This window comes from Pseudoalteromonas sp. NBT06-2 (assembly GCF_002276045.1).
Taxonomy (GTDB): Bacteria; Pseudomonadota; Gammaproteobacteria; order Enterobacterales; family Alteromonadaceae; genus Pseudoalteromonas.
In genome coordinates, this window is sequence record NZ_NQMR01000185.1 from 1 (window position 1) to 11,203 (window position 11,203).

10 protein-coding genes and 3 pseudogenes are annotated in these 11,203 nt (G+C 35.2%); 9 read left to right on the forward strand and 4 right to left on the reverse strand.

Going from position 1 to position 11,203, the window contains the following annotated elements:
* The first annotated feature begins 258 nt into the window (after nt 1-258).
* The 5 genes from CJF42_RS23115 to alr all read left to right on the forward strand — a co-directional run bounded on the left by CJF42_RS23115 (nt 259) and on the right by alr (nt 4,883).
* Nucleotides 259-813: an RNA polymerase sigma factor gene (locus tag CJF42_RS23115; RefSeq protein WP_095368918.1), complete on the forward strand. Its 555-nt coding sequence runs from the start codon at nt 259-261 to the stop codon at nt 811-813.
* A complete protein-coding gene (locus tag CJF42_RS23120; protein WP_095368919.1) occupies nt 803-1,294 on the forward strand; it encodes a tetratricopeptide repeat protein in 492 nt (163 codons plus the stop codon). The genes CJF42_RS23115 and CJF42_RS23120 overlap by 11 nt, the downstream gene beginning before the upstream one ends.
* A gap of 9 nt (nt 1,295-1,303) precedes the next feature.
* On the forward strand, nt 1,304-2,251 hold the full coding sequence (locus CJF42_RS23125; RefSeq protein WP_095368920.1) for a DUF4097 family beta strand repeat-containing protein: 948 nt from the start codon (nt 1,304-1,306) through the stop codon (nt 2,249-2,251).
* A 127-nt stretch (nt 2,252-2,378) separates the two neighbouring features.
* Nucleotides 2,379-3,788: a replicative DNA helicase gene (gene dnaB / locus CJF42_RS23130; RefSeq protein ID WP_095368921.1), complete on the forward strand. Its 1,410-nt coding sequence runs from the start codon at nt 2,379-2,381 to the stop codon at nt 3,786-3,788.
* A gap of 18 nt (nt 3,789-3,806) precedes the next feature.
* A complete protein-coding gene (gene alr, locus CJF42_RS23135; protein ID WP_095368922.1) occupies nt 3,807-4,883 on the forward strand; it encodes an alanine racemase in 1,077 nt (358 codons plus the stop codon).
* Between the two features lie 126 nt (nt 4,884-5,009).
* Here the strand turns inward: alr and CJF42_RS23140 are convergent, their stop codons facing one another.
* Both CJF42_RS23140 and CJF42_RS23145 read right to left on the reverse strand, forming a co-directional pair.
* Nucleotides 5,010-5,477: a chemotaxis protein CheX gene (locus CJF42_RS23140; protein ID WP_095368923.1), complete on the reverse strand. Its 468-nt coding sequence runs from the start codon at nt 5,475-5,477 to the stop codon at nt 5,010-5,012.
* Nucleotides 5,478-5,618: 141 nt separating this feature from the next.
* Complete coding sequence (locus CJF42_RS23145; protein WP_095368924.1) at nt 5,619-6,068, reverse strand: transcriptional repressor; 450 nt, start codon at nt 6,066-6,068, stop codon at nt 5,619-5,621.
* A gap of 391 nt (nt 6,069-6,459) precedes the next feature.
* Between CJF42_RS23145 and CJF42_RS23150 the strand changes: the two genes are divergently transcribed.
* Together CJF42_RS23150 and CJF42_RS23155 are read left to right on the forward strand one after the other, a co-directional pair.
* Nucleotides 6,460-6,660, forward strand: a complete 201-nt coding sequence (locus tag CJF42_RS23150; RefSeq protein ID WP_095368925.1) for a hypothetical protein — start codon at nt 6,460-6,462, stop codon at nt 6,658-6,660.
* A 12-nt stretch (nt 6,661-6,672) separates the two neighbouring features.
* A complete protein-coding gene (locus CJF42_RS23155; RefSeq protein WP_095368926.1) occupies nt 6,673-7,233 on the forward strand; it encodes a hypothetical protein in 561 nt (186 codons plus the stop codon).
* 438 nt (nt 7,234-7,671) lie between these two features.
* On the opposite strand, the pseudogene CJF42_RS23160 reads toward CJF42_RS23155, so the two are convergent.
* Nucleotides 7,672-8,236, reverse strand: a pseudogene (locus CJF42_RS23160) (transposase); the annotation flags it as partial.
* Between the two features lie 465 nt (nt 8,237-8,701).
* Between CJF42_RS23160 and CJF42_RS23165 the strand changes: the two are divergent.
* Nucleotides 8,702-9,526, forward strand: a complete 825-nt coding sequence (locus CJF42_RS23165) for a DUF4875 domain-containing protein (protein ID WP_095368928.1) — start codon at nt 8,702-8,704, stop codon at nt 9,524-9,526.
* 56 nt (nt 9,527-9,582) lie between these two features.
* Here CJF42_RS23165 and CJF42_RS23170 read toward each other — a convergent pair.
* Nucleotides 9,583-10,754 (reverse strand): annotated as a pseudogene (locus CJF42_RS23170) (ISAs1 family transposase).
* Nucleotides 10,755-11,008: 254 nt separating this feature from the next.
* Between CJF42_RS23170 and CJF42_RS28860 the strand changes: the two are divergent.
* A pseudogene (locus CJF42_RS28860) lies at nt 11,009-11,192 on the forward strand (IS630 family transposase); the annotation flags it as partial.
* Nucleotides 11,193-11,203: the final 11 nt, after the last annotated feature.

The following is an 11,203-nucleotide window of genomic DNA, read 5'->3' on the forward strand; positions in this document are numbered from 1 at the left end:
CGGGTTATTGAGGTGTTACGGAATAATGAACTAACTTATTGAAGTAGTTAAGGTATTAATGCGTTCATGTTCTTTCAGTTGAAATTATTACTGATGTGTTATGAATCGCATTTTTGTTTTAAGAGGTCTATTTTAATAAATTTATAAAAAACTTATTTTTGTTTAAACCTTTTCCTTCTTACTTCGCGTCTAATACATTAAAACAACTTAATACATTATCAATAAAAAATTCAAGGGACTATTTTGGATGACTTTTAAATGTTAATTAAAGCGGATCAAAGGTTTGCTGCCGTACAAGAAGATCAATTACTCTCTTTAGTGCAGCAAGGAAATAGGTCTGCTTTCGAACAACTTTATAATCAATATATTAGTCGAGTTTATGCTTTGTGTTTAAGGTTGACAGCAGATAAATCGACAGCTGAAGACGCAGCTCAAGAGGTATTTGTTCAACTGTGGCAAAAAATAGCAAATTTTGATGGTAAGTCAAAATTCTCAACTTGGTTACACAGTGTTACTGCAAATATCACTATCAGTTATATACGAAAGCAAAAAAGTTGGCTGCAAAAAGTAGTCAGCACTGAAGATGTGGGGATGGATGAACAAGCCATTGAAGATATACATGATTTAAACGGTTTAGATAAATTGATTTTACGATTACCAGAACGGGCAAGAATGGTTTTTGTTTTGTATGCCGTAGAAGGTTATCGCCATGAAGAGATCGCAACTATTTTGAGTATGGCTGTAGGATCAAGTAAAGCGCAATATCACCGCGCTCGTAACTTATTAAAGGAGTGGTATGAAGATGAGCAATAAAGATTTTGATAATTACCTAAAGCACTCTTTAGATATAATACCTAAAGAAATTAAACCTAACAAAGATTTATGGCAAGGTATTGAGCGTGCGATTGATTTTAACGGTAAGCCTAAAAACACTAATCACTTTACTAAATTATCTGTGATAGCGGCATGTTTTGCGGCAGCATTATTAAGTCTTAATTTTTTACCGAATACACAAGTAACACTTCAAAGTGACGAAATAAATAATGTTGCTTCAATGAGTCACTTATTTGAAACCGAAAAAAAAGCACTATTAGTTCAATATCACGAAAAGCCAGCGTTAACTGACGATTGGAAATCTCAATTAGATGATTTAGAGCAAGCAGAACAAGCAATTAAACACGCCTTAGAAAATGAGCCGCAAAATTCGACCTTATTACGAATGCTAGCGCAAGTATATAGGCAGCAGTTGGAACTTATTAATCGAGTTCACCAACCGAAATGGCAGCAAATTTAGGAGAAAGACATGACAAAGAAATTAATAGCGATAGCACTTTTAAGTATCTCAAGTACCTTTGCATTTGCCGGTGAAAAAATAGATGAAGTATTATCTGTTTCAAGTAACGGTAAAGTGATTATTGAAAACCAACGAGGCGATGTTAAAATTAAAGGCTGGAATAAATCAGAAATAAAAGTCACGGGTGAGTTAGACGATAAAGCTGTTGGCTATGAGCTAAAAAGATCAGGAAATCGCACTATTTTCAAAGTGAAAATGCCAAAAAAAATACATAGTTGGAATTCAGGTGAAGGCTCTAATTTAGTAATTCACATTCCTATGAAAAGTAATTTAGATTTCGAAGGAGTTAATGTCAATGTCGATATCGCTGAAGTTGAAGGTGGATCAGATATTGAAACTATTAACGGTAATATTTCAGCTCGAAAATTATCAGGGAAAGTAAATCTAACAACCGTAAATGGTGGGATCAGATCTAAAGAGTTGGTTGGTAAAATTCATTATGAAACCGTTAATGGGGATATTCATGACACAGATTCACAAGGTCGCTTACGGTTTGATGCTGTAAATGGTGATATAGAAGCGCAAACAAAAGCTGAGGATATAAGAATCGAAAATGTTAACGGAGAAATAGAGTTAAAAACAGAACTGATACAACGGTTGGAGATCAGTACGGTAAATGGTGAGTTAGATTTATCAATTCCTCGTTTTTCAAATAATGCAAGAGTGCAAATTGAAACTGTGAGTGGCAATGTGCAGCTAAACTTATCAAAAAATGCTTCAGCTAAATTTGAAATTGAATCTCATGCTGGTGGCAGAATTAAAAACAATTTAACTAATGATAAAGTGAATAAACCTAAATACGGCCCTTCGAGTTCATTAGAATTTGAAATGTCAGGTGGTAAGGCTGACATTGAAATAGATACAATCAGTGGTCGAATTAGTCTTAATACACTTTAAACTAACTAAAAAATAGCATAAAAAAAGTTGAGTTTAGTTCAGCTTTTTTTATAGATTTAAAATTTTAGTATTAACTGATAATCAGAGTCGATAGAATAGCCATATTAGAAGTTATTAGTATGATGAAATGGCAAAGTTCGGAAAGTCTCAACAATTTGAAAAGCAATTTGATAAACAAATTGATACTTTAAAAATCCCTCCACATTCCATTGAAGCTGAACAGTCGGTTTTAGGTGGCCTAATGCTTGATAATGAAGCATGGGATCGCGTAGCTGAACGTGTTGTAGGTAAGGATTTTTATACGCGTACTCATAAGTTTATTTTTGAAGCGATGGAAAAACTAGTCGACCTTCATCAACCTATCGATTTAATCACCATTTCTGAAACATTGGAAAAGAATAACCAACTAGAAGGTATTGGTGGCTTTTCATATTTAGGTGAAATCGCAAAAAACACTCCCAGTGCAGCCAATATTACAGCTTATGCAGATATTGTACGTGAACGTGCAGTAGTACGTGAAATGATTGGTGTTGCGAATGAAATTGCTGAAGCAGGGTTTAATCCTGAAGGCAGAGACAGTCATGAGCTATTAGATTTAGCTGAAAGTAAGGTATTTAAAATTGCTGAATCTAGAACAAAAAGCAGTGATGGTCCACAAAGTATTCACACAATTTTAGAAAAAACGGTAGATAAAATTGAAGCGCTTTATCAATCACCTCAAGATGGTATAACCGGAATAAGTTCAGGTTATTCTGATTTAGATAAAATGACTTGTGGTTTCCAAAACTCAGACTTAATCATAGTCGCAGCACGTCCATCGATGGGTAAAACAACCTTTGCGATGAATATTGCTGAGCATGCAGCTATGACACAAGATAAACCTGTCATTATCTTTTCTCTAGAGATGCCATCAGAACAAATCATGATGCGTATGTTGGCCTCACTTGGGCGTATTAACCAAACAAAAGTAAGAACAGGTCAATTAGATGATGATGATTGGGCGCGTTTATCATCAACTATGGGGCTGCTTATCGAAAAAGGTAAGATGTTTGTTGATGATTCTTCAGGTTTAACACCTACTGAACTACGTTCACGGGCTAGGCGTATTGCACGAGATCATGATGGTGTGAGTATGATCATGGTAGATTACCTTCAATTAATGAAAGTACCAAGTCTGGCGGATAACCGAACTTTAGAAATTGGTGAAATTTCTCGTTCATTAAAAGCGTTAGCAAAAGAATTAGAATGCCCGGTAGTTGCACTTTCTCAGCTTAACCGTACCTTGGAGCAAAGAGCTGATAAACGGCCAATTAACTCAGATTTACGTGAATCAGGTTCAATTGAGCAGGATGCGGATTTAATTATGTTTATATATCGTGATGAAGTTTATAACGAAGACTCTGCAGATAAAGGTGTCGCTGAAATTATTTTAGGAAAACAACGTAATGGTCCAATCGGGCGTGTGCGCTTAACTTTCCAAGGTCAGTTCTCTCGATTTGATAACTATGCTGGTCCTGCAGTAGATGATGACTATTAATTTTAAAAGAGTAAGAAAATGCGTTTAGCTACTGCTGAAATTAATTTAACTGCTTTAAGCCATAACCTTAAAAAAGTTCGAGAATTTGCCCCAAATAGCAAAACCATGGCTGTACTCAAAGCTAACGCTTATGGACATGGCTTAGTGCAGATAGCACAAAGTTTGAATGAAGCAGATGCTTTTGCTGTTGCTAGAATTGATGAAGCTTTAGCGCTTCGCGCTGGTGGATTGGTTAAACCAATTGTTTTATTAGAAGGTTTTTTTGATAAAACTGATTTATCCATTTTGTTGGCTAATAATTTTCAAACAATTGTTCATAATGAAACCCAATTAAATGATATTGAAGCATGCGATCTTGATGGTCAATTAACTGTCTGGCTTAAAATTGATACCGGAATGCATCGATTAGGTATTGCACCATCTCAGTTTAAGGATTTTCATCAAAGGTTAATAGATAACAAAAATGTAAAACCTGATATTAAGTTAATGACTCACTTTGCATGCGCTGATGATATTTCTGACTCAATGACACAAGTTCAACTTAAGCAGTTTGAAATCACCACTAAATCTATTAAAGAGCAAACCTGTTTAGCAAATTCAGCTGGCATTATTGGGTGGCAACAAAGTCATGGAGACTGGGTTAGGCCTGGATTGATGATGTACGGTGTATCACCTATGCTAAACAAATCAGGCTCAGATCATGATTTAAAGCCTGTTATGCGCTTAAAAACCCGTCTGATTGAAATTAAACGTATTAAAAAAGGTGAATCAACAGGTTATGGTGCTAAATGGGTAAGTTCAAAAAATACTTATTTAGGCATTGCAGCCATAGGTTATGGTGATGGCTATCCACGCCACGCTACAAGTGGTACGCCTGTAATTGTTAATGGTCGACAAGTTCCTTTAGTTGGTCGTGTTTCTATGGATATGATCACGATAGATTTAGGTGATATTTTACAAGATACAGTAGCCGACGAAGTCATTTTATGGGGGCCAGAACTGCCCGTTGAAGTCATTGCGCAGCACGCTAAAACTATACCTTATGAATTACTCTGCAATATTACTCCAAGAGTTGATTATAAGTATGCTAAATAAAAATATGTACTAGGGGCATTTATTGAGTTCAGGCAGGGGAGTGTTTTTCTCTTGCAGAGTCGCTTAAGTGAAAGCCGCGGGTGCGCGGCTTTAAAGGGATTATTTTCTGAAGCCAGCTCCATTTAATTATAGTTTATCGAAACAAACTTCAATATGAGCACGACCTGCATCAGCGCTAAATGGCATAAGTACTTTAGGTCCATCACACTTATGTGTAATTGTATGGTTAGTACCAGAAACAACAATTGGTGTTGCCATATCAAATTCATAGCCTTTTTCGCCTAATAAGTTTTTAGCTCCACCTGCTACCATATTGGTAATTTCACCTACCATATCGGTGACTTCTTCATTGATTGCATCAGGACGCTCGCCGAGCATGCGTTCCATAATTGTTAAGGCTAGTTCTTCATCAAAAGAGATAGATAAAGACCCTTTGGTTTGTGGGCCCACCATGCCAATTAAACCCGATACGTCGCCTTTTGCGACTTCCGTTTTCTTCATCATAGGCTTTCCAGGCTTTAACTGTGTTTGCGCCATGGTGCTTAATACGTTCATAAGAGATGATAAAAAAGGGTTGATGAATTCTACATTCATTATACAAATCCAAGTGTTATTTCAAATGAAGGCTTAAATGCCTTTCCTAATTGCTAATTCAAGTGCTTTTAGCCTTAAATTGCAAACTATTTTATTTAGTTATTGTAATTAAAATTAAGTTTTAAAATACCAAATTTAATTTTAATCACACTTTTGGCAAAGGCCATGTGCTTCAATTGTTTGCCTAGACACAGTAAAACCTAGCTCTTGTGCTTGATTATTGAGTTCATGCGATATAATTGTTGAGTGCAACTCATTCACACTACCACAGTTGTCACAAATGAGTAACTGTACAGGGTGAGTATGATCAAAATGGTGGCATAACATAAAAGCGTTAGTGCTTTCTATTTTATGAATAAAGCCCATTTCAGATAAAAAATCGAGTGCGCGATATATAGTAGCGGGCTTGGCATTTGGTTCAGTGATTTTTAATTGTTCTAGTAAATCATAAGCGCCCACACCACTCTCTGTTTCTGCTAACAACCCAAAAACTTTTTCACGTATTGTTGTAAAACGTGTGCCTTTGTTTTCACATACATCTTTTGCTTTTTGGATCAGTGCGCTTTGTTCTATTTGACAGTCTATTTTCATTCATTTATATCCTTATACCAACTAGAGTATAGCCATATTGGTATTTATTAAGGAATTTATTCTATACCAATGTAAAAGTAAAATCTGCTTAATATATTGATAAAATTATAATCACTACTCTTCTAAAGTTTAAAAATCATCTGTATTTTAAGTACCTGATTTTTAAAGTAAGGGTTTTGAACTCAGTTATTGCAACTGACTTACTAGTTTGGTTAGAAAAAATAACAATGTTTTCACAATAAAGAAAATTTAATGCGAACTATTATGATTATATCAATAATATTTAGTTTATTGGTTAGGTTAAGTACTTTTAATAAGTGTATCTTTTGCTGTTGTATTTCCGATGAAAGTACTTTGGTATTTTTAAAAAAAAATTTTAAAGGAAAATAATATGAAAGAACTAAATAAAGTAGAAGTATCTTTAGTAGCAGGTAGTGGAGATGGTATAGAACTGTCACAAGTATTGGGTGCAGGTGGTGGAGATGGTATAGAACCACCACAGGTATTAGGTGCAGGTGGTGGAGATGGCATAGAACCGCCACACATATTGAGCATAGGCGGTGGAGATGCTATAGAACTCCCTAATAAGTAATGGTACTTTAGAATGATAGGCGTAGATTTAACACTTAAGGCATTAGGCATTTTGATTATTAAGTTTGAAATCTTTGTATTTATAATGATTTCAATTTTATTTCTTCGTGAAATAATATCCTTTTTATTTAGTTGTAAAATTAAAGACGACAAAGAGTCTGCATTGTATTCTTGTCTCCTAAGCGCTTTAACGGTCGCTATTTTTCATTTTATGACTTCTGAAGTCAGAGATTTTACGCTTTCATTCGACTTGGAAACAATGCAGCTAAGAAAACTGTTTTATTTATCTATGTTTACTATGGAGTGTGCATTTGTAATAACATTGGTTTTAGTACACAAAATCAAAGATTGCCAGTTTTCCTTAGTTGCTCACTTTTGCTTTATGACATCAACCTTTATGTGTTTGATACAACTGGTTCAACTCTATTTTAGAGGTTTTTTGGGTCTTGAGTTTTTTGTTCCATATTATAAATTAACAGTCGTTAGCATTAACTTACTTGTTTTAGTTGTTATTAGTCTTTATCCGTTATGTTCTTTTTATCGGATATTTAAATTATCCAAAGAAAAAATATAAATCTTAAATGCAGTAAACTAAGATTAAAGCTCAATAAACACAATATCTCAAAGCTTTTGACACTTTTCCATTGCAAATACTTGATTGGACTAATATCAGTAAAATAAGGTGAGATTAGGTTACTATATCAATTCAAATAAATATATAATCAATCTAAATGGTCTAAATATACAATAGCTGTGTTGCTTTCAATCCCAATAGCCAGCTTATGTGGACTCACCCTTGTCAACAACAAAAAATAATATGCAAATAAATTAATGCGTGCTTATGTACGCGCGCTCATTAAGAAACTATCTCTGGCTCTATAATATTTACGCAAACTAGTTGTCAAACCTATTAAGCGAGCTCAAAGGCTCTATGCTAGCTACTGACTAAACTAGCTGATTTCTATCTTCGTTTATGCATCTTTTGTTGTTTTAACTCTTTTTAAACAGCGAGTTATTCTGCTTTATACTCTGTACCTTGCGTTAGCATTCCATAAGCGGTTCTTACCGTTTTATTAGCTAAAGCGACAGCTGCACATTTTTTCCTCGGCGATCCACTAAGGCTTTAAGACAAACCTCTTTTTGGTTTTTTGCTTCTCGTTTTACAATATGACGTATCGTAGCCATCACACCACAAATAAGTAGGCTTCTTAGCAGGCTATTTTTAGTGTATTTTCCTATTGAACCTAGTTTAATTATTCCGCCAGATGAATATTGTATAGGTGTTAAACCGATACAGGCAGATACATCTCTTCCTTTATTAAACACGCCTGCCTCAGCACAACCTAGCGCAAGATAAAGATTAGTTGCGTTCATTATTCCAACGCGCTCTAACTTTAATCGCTTTTTACAATCTGGATGTGCGCTAACTGATTTCTCTAAACAACTACCATATCTATGAACCGCGTCAATCAATACGGTTAATTGCTCTTTCGCGGTATGAATTACAGCTCGAAATTCTCTGACAAATCATTTTCGACATTTTCTAATACACCTTCTATCACGGATATGATGCAGCCCTTGTGATTCCAACTCTAGTAGGATACATGTTATGGATTTTTTAAAATATTTGTTTAGGCGCTTTGATATTACCCACATTTTCGAATGTGGGGAAATCCAATTATCTATTGCCCAATCAAACGTCTCGCTATTGAAAATTTATCCTAATTTATTAGATCACTTAATTAATAGAATTGGTATTACATTAAAGTTAACATGTTGATACGCGCACCTAAAATAAGTACTGGTAGATTTTAAAAATAAACTAAACAAGTCATATTCCAAAATTCACAATATAACCACATTATATTTAAGGTTTTGAGATTGTATTATATCGTTATAATTTGTAATCAAAATACAAAAGAGAACTTCAATACTTTCCACCAATTGAAAGGCCAATCTTTAAAGTAATGGAACAACCTGTTTACCGGTTTTTTAATTTTAAATTAAAACATACTTTAATCAATAACTTAAAAGGATGCTATATGAAAGTTATTAATAAATGTCTGATGGTTTTTTTTGTAATATTGGGATTATCCAACCTACAACACGAAAACTATTTAAGCGCAATAATTATGATTATTTGTACTATTTTATGTAGCCAAACTATGTTGGCAAAGCTTAATAAACAGATAAAAGAAAGGGCCGTAATTGATAACAAAGAAAATCCTCCTTTTTACACGTTAAAAACAAGTGTATCAGCAAGTATTGTTATGCTTATTATTGGTATGTCTTTGACTGAGCCAATTGAAAAGACAATACAAACAGAACCAAAACTAACAACCAGTAAAAATCAAGTTGAAACAAAAAAGAAGCCAGTAGCTCATAAATATACTGTGATAGATTTTACTGATTACAGCTTCCCTGGACGTACTCGATTGGAGTGGACTATCATGGCACCAACAGCTATCACTGCAAAAGATAGAGCGAGAACTGCGATGCAAGCTGCTAAAGATTTACAGGAAGAGTATCAATCAGACGTTTCTTTTATATTATTAGAAGATAATGAAGTTGTTGCAGGTAAAGGTTTCCCTTATGCAATGGCAGCGTATTGTTATGATGTTTGTGGTATGAGTGGTCAAGACTGCAATGGCGTTGAATTTAAAATTAAAACGAGTGATATAGTTTTAACAGAGCAGCAACGTGAAATATGGAAATCCTGGTATACCAATTTAAATAGGTTTAAATATAACGGAACATTAAATGAAGGAGAGTTAACGGAATACTTAGCGAAAAAATTTAATGTAGAGAAAGAATATATCAAACCACCCTTCATAAATAGGGTGAGTATTGATTCTAACATATTATAACATAAAGCCAGCTTATTTAGTGAGATTTTTGTTTGTTAGCGAAGCTGGCAACACGGCTAGCGCATTTTAATCTCAGATTCTAACAGGGTTGAGCGATAATCATCGTCAAGCCCTGCCATTTTCTTTTTTCTCGCCATACTCGCTGACTTAGTCGTATCTTGTTTAAAGAGTGTCATCGCTATCTTTCGCATTATATTAAAGACAAGAGGACCTTGCTTTTTGCGTATTCTCGATTCATCTTCTCTAAAGGTCATATCAAGCATCCAATGCATACTTTCAACTTGCCAATGACTACGAACCGCATTGAGCGCTTGCGCTGCGTCTAAATCTAACGAGCTAATATACCAACGGGTTTCTGCTGTATCTTTGCCTGTTGATTTATCATGAACTTGAGCCTGAACTTTAATAATGCTTTTCAGTCCAGACCATCGATAAGCTTTTGCCAACCACTTTTTATCAATAAGCAACTGCTGACAAGTCCTGTTTCAATACGACCATGGCCTGAATCTATCTCAGTGTGTTCACTATGATTTTGCTCTGTTAATCCTTCGCGTTCATTCTTGTGCCACCAAGCTTCTAATTCACTCTGCATGCCTGAGTGGTTACCTTTGAGTGCGAGAATATAATCAGCTTTTTGATGGATTATTTGTTTTGCTATTTCTTGCTGGCATCCCATTGCATCAAGCGTAATTATGCTATTTTCAATATCTAACATGGTTAATAACTCTGGGATAGCGGTGATTTCATTCGTTTTTTGAGCAACGGCTGTTTGCCCTAGCACTAATTGATGTTGGCAGCTCCATGCGCTGACTGTATGCAGCTCCATGCGCTGACTCCATGCGCTGACTGTATGCAGCGCACTTTTCCTATCTTTGGTCGAAAATGAACGTCGCGCCGTCTTTCCATCAATAGCAATAACATCGCATCCCGTCGTTTTGATAAGTGATGATATCCAAGATTGAAATGCATTTTCGATTTCATCTGCTTTTAACCTACATATAACACGCGCGATTGTGTCATGCTTTGGAATACCAGCATTGAAAGTGCCGTATTGCTTTAACCAATCAAGTTTTAGGTGTCCAAAGTCTTCAATATCTTCCCAGCCCTCTGCACCAGAGAGTACGGCACTAATAGCTAGCAGAAGAATATCGATCAGTTCGTGCTTTTTACAGCGTTCAATGCGAGGATCTGTAATTGAAATAAAGTGTTTCAGAAAAGTAGTAGTCATTTTTATACCAAGGCTAATGTTATGCCTTGATCTGATCGCGACTTGCTCCCAAAGTTCAATTTATAATGATCTTGCCGTGAAGCTGGCAACCCGACAGATAAAAAGAAGTCTGTAACCCTCTGACTAAGGAGAAAATGATCCGAGTAGCAAGAGCGTCACAGGCTTGCTAAGTCAGCTTTTAGAAAATAAATTAATGTATCAAAATAACTTAGATGTTAAATTCTTGACTGTCGAGTATTTTTATATTTTCTCACCCAGAGAGTAATCCAATAGAACAAGTATGGAGTTGGTTGCGTCAACATCATTTAGCGAACAGATGCTTAAGGGTATGATGATATTCTCAACACTTACTCAGATGCATGCAACGCATTTATCAGTGACGTTAAAAAGGTTATGATACTCTGTAGCAGAGACTCGATTAAGGTGGGCAAAACTTAATGCGGAATGAT

Bases quoted from the DNA above. Each gene is read 5' to 3' on its own strand.
- CJF42_RS23115 (WP_095368918.1), top strand. From the start codon at position 259: ATGTTAATTAAAGCGGATCAAAGGTTTGCTGCCGTACAAGAAGATCAA.
- CJF42_RS23120 (WP_095368919.1), top strand. From the start codon at position 803: ATGAGCAATAAAGATTTTGATAATTACCTAAAGCACTCTTTAGATATA.
- CJF42_RS23125 (WP_095368920.1), top strand. From the start codon at position 1,304: ATGACAAAGAAATTAATAGCGATAGCACTTTTAAGTATCTCAAGTACC.
- dnaB (WP_095368921.1), top strand. From the start codon at position 2,379: ATGGCAAAGTTCGGAAAGTCTCAACAATTTGAAAAGCAATTTGATAAA.
- alr (WP_095368922.1), top strand. From the start codon at position 3,807: ATGCGTTTAGCTACTGCTGAAATTAATTTAACTGCTTTAAGCCATAAC.
- CJF42_RS23140 (WP_095368923.1), bottom strand. From the start codon at position 5,477: ATGAATGTAGAATTCATCAACCCTTTTTTATCATCTCTTATGAACGTA.
- CJF42_RS23145 (WP_095368924.1), bottom strand. From the start codon at position 6,068: ATGAAAATAGACTGTCAAATAGAACAAAGCGCACTGATCCAAAAAGCA.
- CJF42_RS23150 (WP_095368925.1), top strand. From the start codon at position 6,460: ATGAAAGAACTAAATAAAGTAGAAGTATCTTTAGTAGCAGGTAGTGGA.
- CJF42_RS23155 (WP_095368926.1), top strand. From the start codon at position 6,673: ATGATAGGCGTAGATTTAACACTTAAGGCATTAGGCATTTTGATTATT.
- CJF42_RS23165 (WP_095368928.1), top strand. From the start codon at position 8,702: ATGAAAGTTATTAATAAATGTCTGATGGTTTTTTTTGTAATATTGGGA.